A 17,849-nucleotide genomic window follows, 5' to 3' on the forward strand; every position below is an offset into this window, starting at 1 on the left:
GTCTACCGGGTTCTGGCCTAATGTTCACGAATCGTTCGTCAACTTGGCCAAATTCCCAGCTTCGCGCCGGTTAGGCCAAGTCGACTGTATTCTGGCGCCGAAGCTCCTCCTGATACCCCTCGAACACCTCAACGAACTCCGGCTCAAGCAGGACATCGAGCCCCGACTCGAACCGCTCCTCGCTCTCCAGGAACCCTCTCAGAAACTCCGGCGAGATCAGGTGTCCCTTCGCGAGATCGACCTTGCGAAAAAAGACATCCTTATCGAATGCCCGGATCGTGCCTGCCTTCGCCAGGCCCTCTGCCACCTCGTCTGCCACCGCGCGCGCATCACTGTCGTCCAAGATCGAAAAGCCCGGGCCAAGCCCCGCCGATCGACCTTCCGCTCGTAGGATCCTCAGCGACAGCGAGTGGAAGGTACCTGCCCATAGGCCGGAAGCAGACGGACCGGTACAGCTTCCGTTGCCATCCTCGCAGGATTCCCCTGCGAACACGGATGCGATCCGCTCACGCATTTCCCGCGCGGCCCGGTTGGTAAAGGTGACCATCATGATGGAATCGGGCTCAGTCCCAAGACCGCCATCGCTTGGCGGAGCCATCAAATAGGCCAAACGGCTGACCAGCGTCCGCGTCTTGCCCGACCCCGGCCCAGCGAGAATGAGGACCGGATCTGCGACATCCTGCGCCGCCACGCGCTGCTCGTCGGTGATCTGGTCCAGCGATCCTGGCTTCATGTCGCGCCTCCGTAAAATCTACCCTACGCGCCACCCGGGAAACTTGAAATTGCGCAGGAGCGTATTTCCGAATTTTCGTTTTCACAAATGGATGCAACGATTGTTGGCATTCCGAGGCCGACAGCGAGGATAGCCCCTTAACGTCTTCCCCGGCCTGAAGTCCGGGGATTTTTGCGAGGGGGATCATGCCGCCACCCGAGATTCGCGTATCTTCTGGGCAGCATTCCGACCCCTCGGCGCAGGCCGCGTTCCGGCCCGGAGAATGTTGACCGCGGCGTTTGTGTCGGCGTTCGCCGAATGCCCGCAGGATCCACGCTCAAAGGCCGCTTGGCTCTTGCGGACGGATCTGTCGACGAGGCCCCACGCGGCGCACGTCAGACTGAGGTACCCGCTCTCGACCCGGCGACGGACGACGTCCATCTCACCTTCTGAAAAAATGGCCGCCCTCCGACGGGAGAGCGGCCAGGTGAGTGCTTGGAATCAGGTCTCACCGGGGTGTGTCGGACGCCGAGAGAGCCTTTTCCTCTCCCAATCTAGTCGATGCAGACAGCCCTCCAAACATCATCTTCCGAGTTTTTCGCAACCTGGCCGCGCTCGGGCACTATTGGTTGCTGCCGGGCGCGCGTGCTTCGATCCCCAGCTTCTCGAGAAACGTCTTGGGAGACAGCGCCGCCAAACCACCCAGCTCGACGACCGATACCGGCTCGGCCATGTTGGTGCTCGCGTAACTCGCCCCCCCGGCTTCCGCCGCGGCACCAATCCAGCCCGCCAGCGGCCCAATGATGTGCTGCATGAGCGCATCTCCGCCCGGCAGCAAGGCTGCGTAGCTGTTCCCGAGATCGCGCACGGTGTCAGGCACGCTCTTCCCGGTCATCTTCTCGACAACGCGGTTCAATCCGCGATCCTGATAACCGACGCCCAGCCGGCTCAGCATGAATACCGGATAGTCCGCGATCGTGACCGAGGCTCCGTCGGCGATCTCATTCACGCGGACTTCGTCGACCACATCGACAGAACCCCGCACTTCCACCGTCAGGCCGATCAGCTGGTCCGTCTCAACTCTGACGGACGCAACGACGTCTCCAGTCGCACTGATCATGGCATCTGCCTTCAGTGTTCCCGACACCATCGGCAGCCCTGCCTCCGCGAGCCGGTGGCCTGCCGCGGCAGGCGCCAACTCCTCGACCGGCACGAACATTCCCTCCAGGCTCGCCTGATACTGACCACCCGCCGCCAGGATCCTGGTTGCCCCCACAACGGCGGCCGCTTTCCGCGGAAGAGAGCCGAGCCCAGCCGTTCCCACACCGCCGTCTCGCCCACCTGGAACCGAAAGGAGGTTCATCTCTTTCACCCCGAGCAGGGCTTTCCGATCGGCCGAGAACACCACCAGGCGCTGCCCGTAGACCAGCAACCGCCCTGTTCGGGCCATCGCCTGTTCGCCCAGTCCAAGCGCGGCGCGGGCCTTGGACAGCACCGGCGATCCCAAGCCCCGCGCCTCCAAGCGCGCGAGCTCGAGACGCTCGCCCGAATGCGTCTCCATGACCACCGTCGAAATCATCACCGAGTCCCGACTGGGATCGCCGGCCTCGATCGACACCTGCTTCACGAACAGACGATCGGACGCCTCATCCCCTGTCGAGACTTCCATCTCATCAACCCAGGCGTAACCCGACATCGGACCCACACTGGTTTCGGACATCACCGATTCGAGCAGACTGCCGGTGACGGTGATCGATTTCGCGCGGGCTTGACCTCGGCTGTTCTCGATCCGCACGCCCGACAGCACAGCCTGAATATCGCCACCGGCCTTGGTCAGCCGCAGCTCCTCAGCGCGAACGTCTACCTTCTTTCCTTCGATTTCGATTTTCACATTCCGAAAGATCTCACCTCCACCGATGTCCTCGACCTCGGTCCCGGACACCGACAGCATCGGCGCCGAGCGCTCCAGGCTTGCCAGAAGCTCCCCTGCCGATGCCGGAAGCCCGCACATCAGGAGGGCGATGAGAGACATAGCCAGATACCGCATTTTCTCTGTTCCTTTTCGACAATGCCGCCCTCACCAGGGCGACCTGAACCTCAGTCCACCCTCGTTCCCCGAGCCTGGTCTCCGCTCAAGCAGATCATTGTTCGACCGCCAGCTTCCCAGACCAGCTTCGATGTCGGGGCCGCTCGCTTCCCGCTCCTGGCCCCGATCGCGCACCAACGCGTCCAGCCCGGCCCCATCCAATCGCATCGGCGCCCCTGACGACAACGGCCCCACCGGCGCAGAAGGGGCCCGGCTAACCGCCGCGCGATCTTCCAGGAGCTCCGGCGGCCAACCTGGGTACTCAGATCGCGTCAATCCTTCATCCGCCAATCGCTGGAACAGCGCTGCTGCTACGGGTGCCGCCGTATTTCCTCCGGTGCGTCCAGCGCCAATCGCCTCTCCGTTGTCACGCCCAATCCAAACCCCGACGGCGATCTCTGGCGTGAACCCGACGAACCACGCATCTCGATAATCTTGAGAGGTCCCAGTCTTCCCGACGACAGGTACAGAGACATTCTTGAACGCTTTTCTCGCCGTTCCACGTTCCGTCACCCCGGCCAGCATCGACTGAACGAGGGCAACCGACCGGTAGCTTGCGAACGATCGGCTGTTGGACAGCGACGGTCTCCACACGACCTCTCCGGCACCGTCCCTCACTTCCAGAATGACGCGCGGCTTTACCGCAACACCTCCGGCCGCAAGGCTGGCGAAGCCGGCGACGAGATTGACCAACGACGTCTCGGAACTCCCCAACACCGCCGACGGCACCCGCACTATCGGGGCGTCTGCGGTATAGGCCCCTGCAGCTTCAGCGATGTCCGCGAAGCGATCTACGCCCAGCTCGAACCCCAGCCGCGCCGCCACGAAATTGCTGCTCTCCTCCAATGCCGCGAAGAGGGGAACCGCACCAACCCCAAGGCCGCCGCCATAATTGGATGGCGTCCAGGAGCCACCCCCTTCCGTCGGAACAGTCACTGGTACATCGAGCACCAGCTGGTCGTACGCCATTCCCTGATCCAGCGCTGCGACGTACAGGAACGGCTTCACCGCCGACCCCGGCTGCCTCAGCGCACGCGCACGATCGAACCGCGTCATGGTCGCATCATATCCGCCGACATAAGCGAGGACGTCCCCGCTCCCGATATCCATCACGACCACCGCGCCCTGAATATCGGGAACCGGCACGAGCCGAACCTCGTCCTCGTCCGCATCCACACTGCTGACCGCGACAACATCGCCGGGCGCAAACGCGAGATCTCCCATGATCTGCCGTTCACCCGCCCCCTCGACCGCCACCGTCGTCGTGGTCCCGGTGCCAATCACAATCGCCCGGGTCCAATCCGTCGCCGGGCCTGGCAGAAGGCGGCGGGCAGCGATCCAGTCACCCTCATCCGCCTGTCCGTCGAACCGCTCAAGCCGACCCGCAGGGACCGGCTTGCCAAGTTTGTCGAGCCGGTCTCGTAGCACTGTCTCCGCGAGCGCCTGCATGGCAGGGTCAATCGTTGTCCGCACGACCCCCTCCAAGCCCAGCCGCCCAAGCTGAGCCCGGGCGGCCGGCTCACGTCGCACTGCCGACCGCGCAGCCAGGGCCGCCCAAGCGGCCGCCTGCCGCGGTCCCCTCGAGCCCGCCGGCACAACGATGAGGTCCTCACGTCTGGCCTCAGCCACTTCGACCGGCGAAACCGACCCGGTCGCCTCCAAGGCTTCCACAACGTAGTCTCGCCGCTGCCGGGCGCGCGACGCGTGATCGGGATCTGTCGGGTCCAGAACCGAAGGCGCATTGATCACCCCGGCAAGGAAAGCTTGTTCCCCCAGGTCGATGTCGTTCCAGCCACGGCCAAACCACGCCCTCGCCGCGCCCGCAGCGCCGGTCACACCTCGGCCGAAGTAGATGGAATTCACATACGCGTTCAGAATCTCGTCCTTCGAGAGCCGAGATTCGAGCTGGTAGGCCATCACGGCTTCCCGGATTTTCGCCCAGGCATCACGGTCGCGCCTGTCCTCGGCCCCCGCCAGCGTGTTTTTCACCGTCTGCTGGGTGATCGTCGACGCCCCGACCAATCGCCCACCCTTCAGCCACGACCATGCGGCCCTGGCTGTCGCAAACGGATCCACACCGGGATGATCCCAGAAGCGTTTATCCTCAGCGGCGATGAGCCCGGCTACGAATCTCTCCGGCAGGTGTTCCAACCCAATCGTCACCGCCGAACCCGGCTCGCCGAACGCTCCAGCAAGAGATCCGTCCCGATAGGTCGCTGTCCCCGCTATCTCAGAGCGTTCCTGCCGGATCGCAGCCACATCGGGCGCATCAAACGGGCCGATCGGACCTGCAAAAATCAGGTTGGCCAACGATAGCCCCACCTTGGCAAGCACGAAGAGACCATCCGACATCCCTCAGTCTCCTCCGCCGGCCGACGTGGGGCCCTGGCTCCCCGTTGTCATCAGCACGCAAACTCCGCGAACCATCGCGCTCACATGGCACCGAGACCGACAGAGATCGTCAACAGCGATTTTCAGCCCATCCGGCACCGCAATGGTCAGCCTGACCCGATCGCCACCCTGACTGGCCTTCAGCCCCTTCTGTCCCGCGGCGACGATCGCATCAATGTGCTCCTCGCCGCCGCTTTCCATCGCGGACTGGACGACCCTCCCCAGAGCCTCCCGCACGAGACCGGCAACATCGCGCTCATGTGCTTGAGCCGCCGCCACAAGAGCCCGGTGCGTTTCACCCGGTACGATGCTCCGGACTCGCGAAAAAATGGCTGCCTCCACATCACGACTTCGGGTGCCGATGCATTGCGCCGGCACCCAGATATCAGAGCCGATCGGTGAGTTTCTTCGACGGCTTGAACGCCAAGCGACGGGACGCAGGGATCGGTATCGCTTCTCCCGTCCGCGGGTTGCGCCCCGCCCTGGGTTCGGTGTCCCGCGCCCTGAAAACCCCGAACCCGGTGACCTTCACGGATCCGCCTCCTCTCACGACTTCTTCCACACGCGTGACGAAACCCGTCAGGACACTGTCCACGTCCTGCGGCCGAACTCCCGTCTCAGCGGCAATCACCCGCACCAACTCAGACTTGTTCATGCATCCTCCGTCTCGCGCGACCCGCCGGAAACCATCCCGAGCGCGTGCATGTAAAGATCGAGCAAAGCTTCCTGCTCCTCCCGCTCTGCCTTGTCCTGATTCCGAAGCCGGATCAGATGACGCAGGATTTTCGTGTCATAGCCGTTCGCTTTCGCCTCGGCGTAGACATCCTTCACGTCATCGGCGATCGTCTTCTTTTCTTCCTCGAGCCTCTCAATCCTTTCGACGAAGGCCCGAAGCTGGTCCGCCGCGATCCCACCCGGTTGTGCGTCCATGCTTTTTCTCCCGATTCCAGACTGACGACTTTGTCCCGACGGTCACCCCTTCAGGTATTGGGGCCGTCGGCCGATCTGCGGCTACTGTTCGCTCGGCAGCGGCGTCGGCGCCCTCGGCGGCCAGTTCCCGTCCCGGTCCGTCGACCGCGGCGGCCCCATGTCCAACGGCCGCGGAGATTGCTCCGGGGCGCGACTGGCTCCACCGCTTGCCTTGTTCTGTCCAGTCGGCTCGAGCACCACCACACCTGAGCCGCCCGGCTGCCCCTTGACGGCCTCATCGGGCAGGTCCGGCGGCGTGAAGGTCGTCTCGACCGGGACGCTCAGATTGTCGAAGCTCGCCGCCATCGGCAGCCCGTCCAGCGAGCCGCCCGGCCCGACGCCCTCGATCACGACACGCACACGATCACCGGGCCGGGTCAACGCGGCCTCGATCGACGTCGTCTCTGCGACGCCGATCACACTCGCGGGGCTGTCTTCGGGCACCAGAAGATAGACCGGGTGAGCGCCGAACGTGGTCGCGCGCGCCATGCGCCCAACCACGAAGTCCAGATAGGCCACGTCCTTTGCGCTCGGCTCCCCGGCCGGCGCCCCTTCTTGAGCGGCGGCGGCGGACACCAGGACGAGCGCACCGACCGCACCGCCAAGGACGGCGTTCAGCGCGCTGATTGCGCCGCTTGTCACTTTGCTTTTCGCGCGCATCAAACCACCTCCTCACTTTCCAGCGCCGGCAGCTCGTCGAGATCGGCCAACGTCGCCAACTCGTCCGGGCTCATCTCCATGTCACCGGCCCCGGTGTCGCCCTCTCCGCTTCCGTCGGAGGGTGTCGACAGGAGCCGAACCATCCCGCCGGAGTGTTGCCCCACCACGACGTCGGTGAAGTACCGGACCACGCCGTCCTTCTCGTTCCGACGCGTCGACAGTGACCCCTCGAGGAACACCAGCTGGCCCTTCTTGAACAGCTGACGCACCATTTTCACGAGCGGGTCGCCGAACACGCGAACGGTGTGCCATTCGGTTCTCTCGTGGCGCTCGCCCTTCGACTTCCATCGGGCCGTTGTCGCCACCCGCATGTTCGCCACCAGGCGACCGGTGGAGAGTTCCCGAACATCGGGATCCGCCCCCAGCCGCCCAATCAACTGCACCTTGTTCAACATCCTCTGGGTCCTTCCTGGATTGCTCCGCAGGGTGAATTTCCCAATCCAGCCTTAGTTTTTCGCGCGATTCAATGGTTTTGTTTTTCGCACAGTCGACAGCTTCACCGCCATGCCGCTATCTATCAGAGATGGTGTCCACAGTGCGCTCTACGGAGGAGTGAAAATGCGTATCGTTCTGGCACTCGCTTTTCTGGTTCTCTCGCTCATGCCGGCCGCCGCCTTGGAGGACCGGACGGGCTATCCGAGTCTCACGCCCCAGCAGGACGACGAGATCCGGGCGATCGTCCGCCGCCTCCTGCTCAACGAGCCCGACCTCCTCGAAAGGGCCCTCGAAAACCTTCGCGACACGAAAGATCAAGATCGCCTGGACCGTCAGCGTGAAGCGATCGCTCAGAACCGCGCGGCCATCTTCGACGATCCCCGGGACATCGTCCTCGGCGACCCTTCGGCGCCTTTTCCTGTCGTGATGTGGATCGACTACAATTGCACGTACTGCCGTGCGGAACGCCCTGTGATCGACCGCCTTCTCGAGACGAACCCCCGCGTCAAGGTCATCGTGAAGGCGCTACCGGTACTGGGTGCCGGCTCCCGCGACAGCGCTAAAATCGCGCTCGCCGTACGCGCCGCGTATCCGACACTCGCCCCCTCGTTTCACCGCGCGCTCCTCGACCTCACACAGCCGGCCAACACCGACGCTGCTTTCGACGTCGCCACGCAGATGTCCCTGGCCAGACCGGAAATTTCGGCGATCGCCGACAGCGAAGCGATCGAGACCTATCTCGACCGCACCCTTGACCTGGCCGAGGATCTCGAGCTCACAGGCACACCAACCTATCTCATCGGCGACACCTTCTATTTCGGTCAGATGGCAGCCGATGATCTCTATGCCACCGTCAATCAGGCGTACTGCGGCACGGATGCCTGCGAAAACTAATCCCTCCAGCCGCCGGGACCCGGCCGCCGAGCCCCGGCGACGGCTTCTGTGTTGCGTGCCGCACTGCAAGCGCACCCGTGGCCAGCGCAAAGGTGAACCTCCCTTCCACGATGGTCTGGAGTGGATTTGTGGCGACCACTGGCGCCTTGTAAGCGCGCACACGAAGCGATTTCACACGAAAGCCCGCCGAACTTGGGAGCGAGCGGCTGAGCGAAGAGAGGCGCTCGGCCGCGAGTTGGAAGACGCTGCGTTTCCAGACGGCAGAATACCGCGTCCCGAATTCGACCGGTTCATTGCATCCTGCGATTACGAAAGCCGAAAGCGAAAGCAGTCCCGACGTGCGTGGGAGCGCTGCAAGCGGCAAGCGGTCGAGCGCGCCTTCGGAATCGACTGATCCATCCGCCATGACCCGCGCCTCCCTGCCTCCGCGCCATGCGAAGGAAGATTCTCATTTACTTTTTCACATACCCGTCTAGTTTGTATTTTGTTATTTATTCCCGCCCCCGCTGCGCTCGCAGGAGAGTCCCTATGCCCGTCGCCGAGGATGTCACCGCAACACCACTCGTCCGCGCCGGATCGATCGAAGAGCTTTGCGGCCATCGCGACCGGGCTATCGAGCTCTTTGTCGAAGCGGAGCGTCTGCTGGCAGAAGCCTCCCAGAGCGCCGCCTTGGCCGCACCATCCGTCCCGTGCGCAGGGCATATCCCGGAGGACGCTCGACTTGCGCTGTTTTGCCCGACGAGCCGCAGCTCGTTCGGCGAGCTCATGCGGAGATCCATAGACGCCGACGCCTGGGAGCACCTGATTAAGGCCGCCCAGCTCGAGCGCATCATGGATCGGACGGCCCGGTCTAAATTTCGGGAGCAGCTCAAAAGCGACCCAGCACCCTTCACCGCTGAAACTGCGCGCTCCACGATGGAAACGCTGCTGGCCGACAGCGAACTGATATTCAAGCGCGGCGTGGCGCAGGCGTTCTCGGGCCTCGATCGGCGCTTCCGCACCCATGACGGCTTCAAGATTGGCTCCAAGATCATCTTGGAGCGCGCTTTTGACGATCTAGGTTACTGGAACCACCATCGTGGTGCGGACGAAACACTGCGCGACGTCGAGCGTGCGCTTTACGTGCTCGATGGCAAGCCTCATCCCGACCGCAACGCCGGGATCGCTGGAACGATCGACGAAGCACGCCGGCATCTCAGCTGGGGCCCCAAAGCCTTCTATTGCGAGGACGACTATTTCCGCTTTCGCGTCCACAAGAACGGAAACGCCCACGTCTGGTTCAAGCGCAACGACCTTTTGCGAAAAGTGAACCTGCTCCTCGCCGACTATTACGGGGCCGCGCTCGGGGCCGGAGCCGACGTCGCCGACTCCCGGCCGCCGTTTCGCGCGCCAAAGTCCCCGGCCAGGAAACATGGCGACTTTCCCTCGCCGCCAGCGGTTGTTAGCCGCGTCCTCTCCGAAGCTCAGATTGCGCCGGGATTGTCGGTTCTGGAGCCGAGCGCCGGCAAAGGCAATCTCGCCTTAGCCGCCGCCGATGCTGGCGCCATTGTCGACTGTTTCGAGATCCAGGCGGTCCATGCCGACGCTCTCGCGACGGATCCCCGGATCCGCTCCTGTCAGTGCCGCGATTTCCTGGACGTCGACCCTGCAGCCTACCCCCATCGCTACGACCGGATCGTCATGAACCCGCCGTTCGACCGTGGCTGGGATATCGTCCATGTCCTCCACGCACTGCAGTTTCTGGCACCCGGTGGGCTCCTGGTTTCTGTAATGAGCGCCGGGACAGAGTTCCGCGAGGACAGAGCGTCCCGCCACTTCCGCTCCCTCCTCGAAGACCACAACGGCACGATGTGGGATCTGCCCGCCGCAAGCTTTTCCGAGGTAGGGACCAACGTACACGCTCTGCTCTGTGTGATCCGCGCGCCAAGATGATCGCAAAGCATGAAGGGTTCGAATTTTCGGGACCGTCCCCTAGCATGTCATTCAAGGATTGCGAAAAATGCAATTAGTTAACTCTTCTCGTAGCTTCTCGAATTTTGGGGATCGGTGATGCGGCAAGAGGCCTTCTCGTTTGGCGAACCCAGTGCCCCTTCCTTCAACGGCCGTGAGCTCATCGTCGATTCCTTCGCGGGCGGCGGCGGCGCGAGCCTCGGTATCGAAATGGCCCTGGGCCGATCACCCGACTACGCAATCAATCACGATGACGCCGCCCTCGCGATGCACGCGGCGAACCACCCCGAAACGATCCACTTGCCGCACAATGTCTGGCAGGTTTCGCTCAAAGACATCGTCGGCCAGCAGCCGATCGGCTTGCTGTGGATGTCCCCAGACTGTCGCCATCATTCGAAGGCGAAAGGCGGTGCCCCGGTCTCACCCTCAGTGCGCGATCTCGCCTGGGTGCTGATGCGCTGGCTGAAGGAGCTTCCGCCAGCACAGCGACCGCGCGTTATCTTCCTGGAGAATGTTGAAGAGTGGCAGCGCTGGGGTCCCACCATCCTCGCCGAGGATGGGACCAGGCGCGCCGACAAGACACGCGAAGGAGAGACCTTCCGGGAGTGGGTCCGCGAGCTGGGCGGCTATGGCTATCCGCATATCGAGTGGCGCGAGCGCAGAGCGTGCGATTTCGGCACACCGACGATCAGGCGACGGCTGTATCTGGTGGCGCGGCGAGACGCCAAGGTCGTTTGGCCGACACCCACACATGCTCCCCTCCACGGCAGCAAGGACGGCATAGTCCGTGCGTGGGCGCGCGGCCACGGTCTGACACTCGACGATCTGAACGGCTTGAACGGCCACCGAACGGCTGCCGAACGGCTGCCGAGATCATCGACTGGGAGAGGCCCTGCCCTTCCATTTTCATGGATCGCGAAGAGGCGAAAGCCTTCACGAAGAGCACTGGCATCCGAGTTGTTCGGCCCCTCGCAGTCAAGACGAATGCTCGGATCGCGAAGGGCGTAAAGCGCTTCGTTCTCGACACCGCGGACCCATTTATCGTTACCTGCAACCATCACGGAGATGGGTTCCGCGGCCAAGGACTCGACGAGCCGAAGAGGACGGTCACATCCTCTAGAGATGCCCATGGGCTCGTCGTGCCTTATCTCGTACCCCGATACGGTGAGCGCGACGGGCAAGAGCCGCGCAGCCTGCCGATCGACCGGCCGCATCCCACTGCGGTGCCGACCGGCAACGGTGCAAGTCTCGCCTGCGCCTATCTTGCGCAGCACAACGAGCATCGCATAGGGCAAGCTGTCGACGGACCTGGGCCAACGGTCACGACGCGCGGGACGCAAACGCACGTCGTCGAAGCGGCAATCGCTCCGTTCGTATCCTATGGTCAGCAGGGCGGGCTCAACCGAAAGGCCTGCGAGCCGCACCATACTGTCACCGCGAGCTCGAAAGACACCAACGGCGTCGTCGCCGCCTATCTCGTTCAGCACAACGACGGACCCCGCCCCGGTGCGCCCGGACATCATTTGGGCCAGCCTGTGTCCACGGTGACGGCTACCGGCGCCCAGCAGTCGCTAGTGGCGGCGCACATGCTCTCTCTCAAGGGCAGTGATCGCCGGGCCGGTTCGGCCGCGGAACCGCATCCGACAATCTGCGCTGGAGGACAGCACTCTGCCGTCATCTCTCTACCGCTGGTGAGCGCATATTACTCGACCGGTGGCCAGCACGGGGACATCGCCAACCCGATGCTCACTGTTCCGACGAAAGGCCGTTTCGGCCTCACAGTGGCCGACGCCGGCGCGCCACCACTTTCCGAAGCGCAGTTGCGCAAAGCCCGACTGGTCGCTGAGTTCCTCCGCGCGCACGGAGTTTGGGATGGCGGCGAATTCGTCACGATCGAATATGCCGGCGAAACTTGGATCCTCGTCGACATCGGAATGCGCATGCTCACGGCCCGGGAGCTTGCGAGGGCCCAGGGCTTTCCCGACGACTACATCCTCGCAGCGCCCTTCAAGGACGGCGTCCTGTCCGACACCGACCAACGCCGGATGATAGGCAACTCCGTGTGCGCGCAGGTCGCCGCCGCGCTTGTCGCTGCAAACTGCAAGGACATGGCGATCGACGCGAAGCCGGTCGAGGCCACAGCATGACCTTCGTCCGGCGAGCGCCAACCAAGCCCCCTCGGACGATCTGTGCTCGGCGCCACCGCACCTGCGGACGTTTCAGGTCCTGCACCTCGTTGAGGACCGTCCAGTGACCTGCCCGACCCGCCCCGTTCTACGCTGGCACGGCGGCAAGTGGCGGCTCGCCAGCTGGATCATATCCAATTTCCCGCGGCATCGGGTCTATGTGGAGCCGTTTGGCGGCGCGGCCTCGGTTCTGCTTCGCAAGCCGCGCTCATATTCGGAGGTCTACAACGATCTCGACGACGAGGTCGTGACCTTGTTTCGGGTGCTGCGTGATCCCCTGGCTGTCGGCCATCTCATCGAGGCGCTGCGACTGACGCCTTTTGCGCGGACCGAGTTCCGGGCCGCCTATGAGCCGGCCGACGACCCGATTGAACGCTCCCGGCGGCTGATTGTCCGAAGCTTCATGGGATTCGGTTCTAATGCCCATGCGTCTCAAGCAAAGGGACACCGGTCCACCGGGTTCCGTTCCAGCTCCCACCGCAGCGGCACAACGCCTGCCCACGACTGGGTCAACTATCCGGCCGCGCTGAGGCTCATCGTCAACAGGCTTGCCGGCGTCGTGGTCGAAAACCGGCCAGCCAACGAGCTGATCGAGCAGCACGACGGGCCGGATACCCTCTTCTACGTCGATCCGCCGTATCTCCACGAAACGCGGGCACAATCGAACAAGTACGATTTGCGCTGGCGGATGTACCGGCACGAAATGACGCGCGACGACCACGCCGAGCTCCTCGAACGATTGTGCCGCACCCAGGGTATGGTGGTCCTCTCCGGCTATGCCGATCCTCTCTACGATCGGACACTTTCCGGTTGGCGACGTCTGGAATTCGAGACGTACGCCGACGGGGCCCGGCCGCGCACCGAAGTTCTGTGGATGAATCCCGCAGCTGTTGCCGCGAAGGACGCCGATCAGGGACCGCTGCTGGCCTGGGCCTCACGCAACTCAGAGCCTGTCCAATGACTGCTGCGCCAGCGCGCCGGCGAAGCTCTCCGGCGGAAGCCGAGATCCGATACGACGCCCTCGTTCCCTATCTCCACGCGGGGCTCCCCGATGCCCGGCTGCTCCACGAAGTGCCTATTGGCGGCGCCCGGGCCGATCTCGTTGCCGTTCGGCCCGACCGCCTGATCATCTTCGAGATCAAGTCTCAACGGGATACCCTCGACCGACTCGCTTACCAACTGAAGCACTTTGAGGCGGTCACCGAAGATGTCGTCCTCGTCGCTCACCACAAGTTTTTTGACCGTTCTCCCTATCTGAACGGAAATCCGAGGTGTGCATGGCCACCATCGCAACCGAAGGCCCGATACACCTGGGCCTATCCCGATGGTGACTACGCCTTTCCCTCTCGCTGGCGCCTTCCCCCGGACTGGTCGCAACCGGCGCGCCCACGAAGGTCGGCATGGAGTGTTCTCAACCTACTCTGGGCCGACGAGCTTCGGCGGATCTGCGTCGACGCTCATATCGCCGTGTCCAGGCGCACACCCCGTGCCGACATGATGGACGCGATCGCATGGCATCTTCCGGGATGCGAAATCTGGCCCGCAGTATGTCGGGCGCTGCGAGCCCGCGATTGCCTCGAGGCGGATCCGCCGATCGTGGAGACGACATCGTGACTGCTTCCGAGACCACCTCACTACGGGGTTTCCACGTCGTCGACAGGCGCCGCTCCCCCCGTGCGATCGCAACCACAGCCGATGTCGATGCCCTAACCGCAGCCCACGCCCCGGTCGCTATCGGGGTGTCCGGCGGCAAAGACAGCCAGGCCGCCGCCCTTGCCACGTTCGATCATCTCGACCGGACCGGCCACGCCGGCCCACGCCTGCTGGTCCATGCAGACCTCGGTTCCGTGGAGTGGGATGACAGTCTGCCGGTCTGTGAACGACTGGCCCAGCATCTCGGCACAGAGCTTGTCGTGGTCCGGCGCAAGGCCGGCGGCCTCATGGAGCGCTGGGAAAGCCGATGGGCCTCCAGCGTCGCACGCTACCAAACGCTGTCGACCGTCACATTGGTCCCCTGCTGGTCGACGCCGGCGATGCGGTTCTGCACGTCCGAGCTCAAGACGCACATCATCGCGGCGGGGCTGAAGCGTCGCTTTCCCGGCCGGACCATCATCAACGTCACCGGCGTCCGCCGCGCGGAAAGCGCCGCCCGGGCCAAGGTCGGGATCGGCAGCACCGATGCGACCGGACGCATCTGGAGCTGGCGCCCGATCGCCGACTGGTCGGAAGCCGAGGTCTTCTCAGCGATCGACGAAAGCGGACTGGATCCACACCCCGCCTATCGGCGCTTCGGAATGAGCCGGGTTTCGTGCCGCTATTGCATCATGTCCAACCTCGCCGATCTCACCGCAGCCACTGCCCAGCCGGAATCCCACGAACTCTATCGGCGGATGGTGCGCCTTGAGTGCGCGAGCTCGTTCGCCTTCCAGGGCGCCCGCTGGTTGGGCGACGTCGCACCCCACCTCCTCGGTGAAGAGATGCGCACCGCGCTCGCCAGCGCGAAGACGATCGCCGCCGCGCGTGTCGTCGCGGAGAAGCGGATCACCGGGCCCATGCTCTATGTCCGCGGCTGGCCAACCCGCATGCTCACCGACGCCGAGGCCGACATCCTGGCAAGTGTCCGGCGCGAGGTTTCAGACCTCCTCGAGCTCGATGCAGACTACCTCGATCGAGACAGTATCCACGCTCGCTACGCCGGGCTTCTTGCGAAAAATGCAATGAGACAGGGGGCGGCCGCGTGATGCACCACTCAGATCGCCTTAAGAGCAGGAACGAAGCGCGCCTGTCCCAAGCCCCGCATCGCGTTCAGTTTCGACGCGTCAAAGGCTGGCGCATGCCGACGAACACCGTCCTGGTGTCGCGGCCCGGCCGGTTCGGCAACCCATTCCGGATAGCCGACTGGGACGTCTCATCGGCGGTGCGGGATCCGACATCCGATCACCTCCTGGATCACGAACCCACCGACCCCGAAGAGCTTCGCGGTGTCGTCGTCCACCTTCATCGCGTGTGGCTCAGGATGGGAACCCATCGGAACCGGTTCGGCACTGGCTATTTCGAGCTCTCTGCGTTTCAGAAGGCGCTGCTGCAACGCACCCCCCCGCCGCCAACGGTCGGCGCAATCCGGGACGCGCTCGCCGGCACGAACCTCGCCTGCCACTGCCGCCTCGACCAGGCCTGTCATGCGGACACCCTGCTGGCGATCGCCAACTGCCCGCCTCAGCTCGGCGAGCATTGCATCAAGCTGACCCTGGAGACCGTCTATGGGCAAACACACGGCTATCGAGTGGGCTGACCACACCTTCAGTCCATGGTTTGGCTGCACCAAAATCTCTCGCGGCTGCGACCACTGCTATGCCGAGGCCTGGGCGCGCAGAGCCGGCAACTCGGAGCTCTGGGAAGGCTCACGCCGGCGGGCGGCCGAAGCGAGCTGGAAAGAACCCCTGAAGTGGGACCGGGCCGCGGCGGAAGAAGGTCGGAACCCCATCGTCTTCCCCTCACTCTGCGATCCTTTCGACAATCAGGTGCCCCCTATCTGGCGCCGTGACCTGTTTTCCCTGATCCAGGAGACACCCAACCTCACCTGGACCCTGCTGACCAAAAGACCCCAGAATATCCCGAGGATGCTGCCGTTCGCCGTCGACGACATGGCAAGCTGGCCGTGGTCCAATGTCTGGCTGGGCACAACCGCTGAAGACGCCGATCAGTACACGATGAGGTGGCCGCATATGGCGCGCGTTCCGGCAGCGCTGCGCTTCCTCAGCTACGAGCCGGCGCTCGACGCGCTCGGCGACCTCGAGCTCGGGGCTCCAGGAGCGCCAGATTGGGTGATCGCAGGCGGCGAGAGCGGGCCTCAGGCCCGGCCGATCCACACCGACGGGGTCCGCTCTGCCCGAGACCAGTGCGCGACCGCCGGCGTTCCGTTCCTCTTCAAACAGCACGGAGAATGGATTGCAGTCGAGGATCTCCGCCATCTTGCCGACGGCTCAGGCCCGGGTTTCGGTGCCTACGATCACTGCCGCTACGACCCAGAACGTGAGGTGGTGCGGATCGGCAGCAAGAGGGCCGGCCGGCTCCTGGATGGCGTGTTCCACGATGCCTTCCCGGCGGTGCGGCCGCGAGCGACACCAGACGAGCCGTCGCCAAGGGTGTCAGCCGTTCCGCGCTAGTAGCGCTCTCGCATCGCCCTGAGCTGCTCCTCTTGAGCCGCCAATCCCCACGACACCGCGTCCTTCCTGAAGCAGAACAACTACATCCCCATGTCCGGCGACGGATCGTCCTCGTCGTCCGCGGATCGCTGCGGTTCAGGAGCTGAAACACCGTCGAGCATCGCACGGAAGGTTTCGACCGCTGATGCCGGAACGAACGGACCCACCCGCCCGCTCCTGGGCCGCATCAGCCGCCAGGGAACGGCCGCATCGCCGACCTCGACCGTTCCCTCCGTCGCTCCGGCCGCGCGCTGTTCCCCGATCGCCGCCCAGGCAGCTACGATAACGCCATGCCCCACGCTGACCCGCAGCCGGTCGGCCAGCGCACTCCGGCTGAGGTCGCCGTCTCCGGCAATCGGCGCATCTCCGAGCACCGCACGAAAGGCCTCGGCCGCCAACGCCGGAACCGTCGGCGAAGTCCCTGGGCCGACCCGCATCAACCGCCAGGGAACGGCCGCATCGCCGACCTCGACCGTGCCCTCCATCGCTCCGGCCGCGCGCTGTTCCTCGATCGCCGCCCAGGCCGATGCGAGAACGCCATGCCCTGCGCCGACCCGCAGCCGATCGGCCAGCGCTTTTCGGCTGAGGTCGCCGTCTCCGGCAATCGGCGCATCTCCGAGCACCGCACGAAAGGCCTCGAGCGCCGACGCCGGAACCGTCGGCGAAGTCCCTGGGCCGACCCGCATCAACCGCCAGGGAACGGCCGCATCGCCGACCTCGACCGTGCCCTCCGTCGCTCCGGCCGCGCGCTGTTCCTCGATCGCCGCCCAGGCCGATGCGAGAACGCCATGCCCTGCGCCGACCCGCAGCCGATCGGCCAGCGCTTTTCGGCTGAGGTCGCCGTCTCCGGCAATCGGCGCATCTCCGAGCACCGCACGAAAGGCCTCGAGCGCCGACGCCGGAACCGTCGGCGAAGTCCCTGGGCCGACCCGCATCAACCGCCAGGGAACGGCCGCATCGCCGACCTCGACCGTTCCCTCCGTCGCTCCGGCCGCGCGCTGTTCCTCGATCGCCGCCCAGGCCGATGCGAGAACGCCATGCCCTGCACTGACTCCCAGCCGGTCGGCCAGCGCACTCCGGCTGAGGTCGCCGTCTCCGGCAATCGGCGCATCTCCGAGCACCGCGCGGAAGGCCTCGACCGCGGACGCCGGAACCGTAGCCGACTGCCTGTTGCGTATCCGCGCCAACCGCCAGGAAACGGCCGCATCGCCGACCTCGACCGTGCCCTCCGTCGCTCCGGCCGCGCGCTGTTCCTCGATCGCCGCCCAGGCCGATGCGAGAACGCCATGCCCTGCACTGAC

At 64.6% G+C, this 17,849-nt stretch carries 19 protein-coding genes; 9 read left to right on the plus strand and 10 right to left on the minus strand.

Translation table 11 applies throughout. The annotated features are described in order from the left end of the window. Window positions 1-70: 70 nt before the first annotated feature. From HNS03_RS24785 to HNS03_RS24800, 4 genes are all read right to left on the minus strand, one after another. Window positions 71-733, minus strand: coding sequence for a UvrD-helicase domain-containing protein (locus HNS03_RS24785; protein WP_367198732.1), 663 nt, complete (start codon window positions 731-733; stop codon window positions 71-73). Window positions 734-916: 183 nt separating this feature from the next. After that, window positions 917-1,153, minus strand: a complete 237-nt coding sequence (locus HNS03_RS24790; RefSeq protein ID WP_367198733.1) for a zinc ribbon domain-containing protein — start codon at window positions 1,151-1,153, stop codon at window positions 917-919. Window positions 1,154-1,334: 181 nt separating this feature from the next. Then, window positions 1,335-2,759: a hypothetical protein gene (locus HNS03_RS24795; protein ID WP_367198734.1), complete on the minus strand. Its 1,425-nt coding sequence runs from the start codon at window positions 2,757-2,759 to the stop codon at window positions 1,335-1,337. Window positions 2,760-2,789: 30 nt separating this feature from the next. Then, a complete protein-coding gene (locus tag HNS03_RS24800; protein WP_367198735.1) occupies window positions 2,790-5,108 on the minus strand; it encodes a transglycosylase domain-containing protein in 2,319 nt (772 codons plus the stop codon). A gap of 126 nt (window positions 5,109-5,234) precedes the next feature. On the opposite strand from HNS03_RS24800, the gene HNS03_RS24805 reads away from it, so the two are divergent. Further along, window positions 5,235-5,591 (plus strand): hypothetical protein, encoded by a 357-nt coding sequence (locus tag HNS03_RS24805; protein WP_367198750.1) that lies wholly within the window; start codon window positions 5,235-5,237, stop codon window positions 5,589-5,591. On the opposite strand, the gene HNS03_RS24810 is transcribed toward HNS03_RS24805, so the two are convergent. The 4 genes from HNS03_RS24810 to HNS03_RS24825 all read right to left on the minus strand — a co-directional run bounded on the left by HNS03_RS24810 (window position 5,575) and on the right by HNS03_RS24825 (window position 7,273). Next, on the minus strand, window positions 5,575-5,844 hold the full coding sequence (locus HNS03_RS24810; protein ID WP_367198736.1) for an HU family DNA-binding protein: 270 nt from the start codon (window positions 5,842-5,844) through the stop codon (window positions 5,575-5,577). The genes HNS03_RS24805 and HNS03_RS24810 overlap by 17 nt on opposite strands. Beyond that, window positions 5,841-6,119: a DUF2312 domain-containing protein gene (locus HNS03_RS24815; protein WP_367198737.1), complete on the minus strand. Its 279-nt coding sequence runs from the start codon at window positions 6,117-6,119 to the stop codon at window positions 5,841-5,843. The genes HNS03_RS24810 and HNS03_RS24815 overlap by 4 nt, the downstream gene beginning before the upstream one ends. 81 nt (window positions 6,120-6,200) lie before the next feature. Further along, a complete protein-coding gene (locus tag HNS03_RS24820; RefSeq protein WP_367198738.1) occupies window positions 6,201-6,818 on the minus strand; it encodes a hypothetical protein in 618 nt (205 codons plus the stop codon). Further along, on the minus strand, window positions 6,818-7,273 hold the full coding sequence (locus tag HNS03_RS24825) for a single-stranded DNA-binding protein (protein ID WP_367198739.1): 456 nt from the start codon (window positions 7,271-7,273) through the stop codon (window positions 6,818-6,820). The genes HNS03_RS24820 and HNS03_RS24825 overlap by 1 nt, the downstream gene beginning before the upstream one ends. 163 nt (window positions 7,274-7,436) lie before the next feature. On the opposite strand from HNS03_RS24825, the gene HNS03_RS24830 reads away from it, so the two are divergent. From HNS03_RS24830 to HNS03_RS24850, 5 genes are all read left to right on the plus strand, one after another. Continuing rightward, window positions 7,437-8,207 carry a DsbA family protein gene (locus HNS03_RS24830; protein ID WP_367198740.1) on the plus strand — a complete coding sequence of 257 codons (771 nt, stop codon included), beginning with the start codon at window positions 7,437-7,439 and terminating at the stop codon, window positions 8,205-8,207. 528 nt (window positions 8,208-8,735) lie between these two features. Beyond that, complete coding sequence (locus HNS03_RS24835) at window positions 8,736-10,139, plus strand: DUF4942 domain-containing protein (RefSeq protein ID WP_367198741.1); 1,404 nt, start codon at window positions 8,736-8,738, stop codon at window positions 10,137-10,139. 117 nt (window positions 10,140-10,256) lie between these two features. Further along, window positions 10,257-11,165, plus strand: coding sequence for a DNA cytosine methyltransferase (locus tag HNS03_RS24840; RefSeq protein WP_367198742.1), 909 nt, complete (start codon window positions 10,257-10,259; stop codon window positions 11,163-11,165). Then, window positions 11,066-12,304: a DNA cytosine methyltransferase gene (locus tag HNS03_RS24845; protein WP_367198743.1), complete on the plus strand. Its 1,239-nt coding sequence runs from the start codon at window positions 11,066-11,068 to the stop codon at window positions 12,302-12,304. Before HNS03_RS24840 ends, HNS03_RS24845 begins: the two co-directional genes overlap by 100 nt. Window positions 12,305-12,407: 103 nt before the next feature. Continuing rightward, window positions 12,408-13,304: a DNA adenine methylase gene (locus HNS03_RS24850; protein ID WP_367198744.1), complete on the plus strand. Its 897-nt coding sequence runs from the start codon at window positions 12,408-12,410 to the stop codon at window positions 13,302-13,304. Here HNS03_RS24850 and HNS03_RS24855 read toward each other — a convergent pair. After that, complete coding sequence (locus HNS03_RS24855) at window positions 13,253-13,570, minus strand: hypothetical protein (protein ID WP_367198745.1); 318 nt, start codon at window positions 13,568-13,570, stop codon at window positions 13,253-13,255. The two genes, HNS03_RS24850 and HNS03_RS24855, sit on opposite strands and share 52 nt — an antisense overlap. A 383-nt stretch (window positions 13,571-13,953) precedes the next feature. Between HNS03_RS24855 and HNS03_RS24860 the strand changes: the two genes are divergently transcribed. Genes HNS03_RS24860 through HNS03_RS24870 form a run of 3 tightly spaced genes read left to right on the plus strand, consistent with a single transcriptional unit; the run spans window position 13,954 to window position 16,509 of the window. Then, window positions 13,954-15,084: a phosphoadenosine phosphosulfate reductase family protein gene (locus HNS03_RS24860; protein WP_367198746.1), complete on the plus strand. Its 1,131-nt coding sequence runs from the start codon at window positions 13,954-13,956 to the stop codon at window positions 15,082-15,084. Then, window positions 15,084-15,635 (plus strand): DUF4326 domain-containing protein, encoded by a 552-nt coding sequence (locus HNS03_RS24865; protein WP_367198747.1) that lies wholly within the window; start codon window positions 15,084-15,086, stop codon window positions 15,633-15,635. Before HNS03_RS24860 ends, HNS03_RS24865 begins: the two co-directional genes overlap by 1 nt. Beyond that, a complete protein-coding gene (locus HNS03_RS24870; protein WP_367198748.1) occupies window positions 15,604-16,509 on the plus strand; it encodes a phage Gp37/Gp68 family protein in 906 nt (301 codons plus the stop codon). The genes HNS03_RS24865 and HNS03_RS24870 overlap by 32 nt, the downstream gene beginning before the upstream one ends. Before the next feature lie 80 nt (window positions 16,510-16,589). On the opposite strand, the gene HNS03_RS24875 is transcribed toward HNS03_RS24870, so the two are convergent. Further along, window positions 16,590-17,849: hypothetical protein (locus HNS03_RS24875; RefSeq protein WP_367198749.1), on the minus strand; the 1,260-nt coding region annotated here is incomplete at its 5' end.

Source organism: Amorphus sp. 3PC139-8 (assembly GCF_040750475.1).
Lineage (GTDB): Bacteria > Pseudomonadota > Alphaproteobacteria > Rhizobiales > Amorphaceae > Amorphus.

Coding starts and splice junctions, on each gene's coding strand:
- HNS03_RS24810 (WP_367198736.1), bottom strand. CDS start 5,844: ATGAACAAGTCTGAGTTGGTGCGGGTGATTGCCGCTGAGACGGGAGTT.
- HNS03_RS24785 (WP_367198732.1), bottom strand. CDS start 733: ATGAAGCCAGGATCGCTGGACCAGATCACCGACGAGCAGCGCGTGGCG.
- HNS03_RS24835 (WP_367198741.1), top strand. CDS start 8,736: ATGCCCGTCGCCGAGGATGTCACCGCAACACCACTCGTCCGCGCCGGA.
- HNS03_RS24805 (WP_367198750.1), top strand. CDS start 5,235: ATGGCACCGAGACCGACAGAGATCGTCAACAGCGATTTTCAGCCCATC.
- HNS03_RS24870 (WP_367198748.1), top strand. CDS start 15,604: ATGGGCAAACACACGGCTATCGAGTGGGCTGACCACACCTTCAGTCCA.
- HNS03_RS24865 (WP_367198747.1), top strand. CDS start 15,084: ATGCACCACTCAGATCGCCTTAAGAGCAGGAACGAAGCGCGCCTGTCC.
- HNS03_RS24825 (WP_367198739.1), bottom strand. CDS start 7,273: ATGTTGAACAAGGTGCAGTTGATTGGGCGGCTGGGGGCGGATCCCGAT.
- HNS03_RS24840 (WP_367198742.1), top strand. CDS start 10,257: ATGCGGCAAGAGGCCTTCTCGTTTGGCGAACCCAGTGCCCCTTCCTTC.
- HNS03_RS24820 (WP_367198738.1), bottom strand. CDS start 6,818: ATGCGCGCGAAAAGCAAAGTGACAAGCGGCGCAATCAGCGCGCTGAAC.
- HNS03_RS24815 (WP_367198737.1), bottom strand. CDS start 6,119: ATGGACGCACAACCGGGTGGGATCGCGGCGGACCAGCTTCGGGCCTTC.
- HNS03_RS24830 (WP_367198740.1), top strand. CDS start 7,437: ATGCGTATCGTTCTGGCACTCGCTTTTCTGGTTCTCTCGCTCATGCCG.
- HNS03_RS24795 (WP_367198734.1), bottom strand. CDS start 2,759: ATGCGGTATCTGGCTATGTCTCTCATCGCCCTCCTGATGTGCGGGCTT.
- HNS03_RS24790 (WP_367198733.1), bottom strand. CDS start 1,153: ATGGACGTCGTCCGTCGCCGGGTCGAGAGCGGGTACCTCAGTCTGACG.
- HNS03_RS24845 (WP_367198743.1), top strand. CDS start 11,066: ATGGATCGCGAAGAGGCGAAAGCCTTCACGAAGAGCACTGGCATCCGA.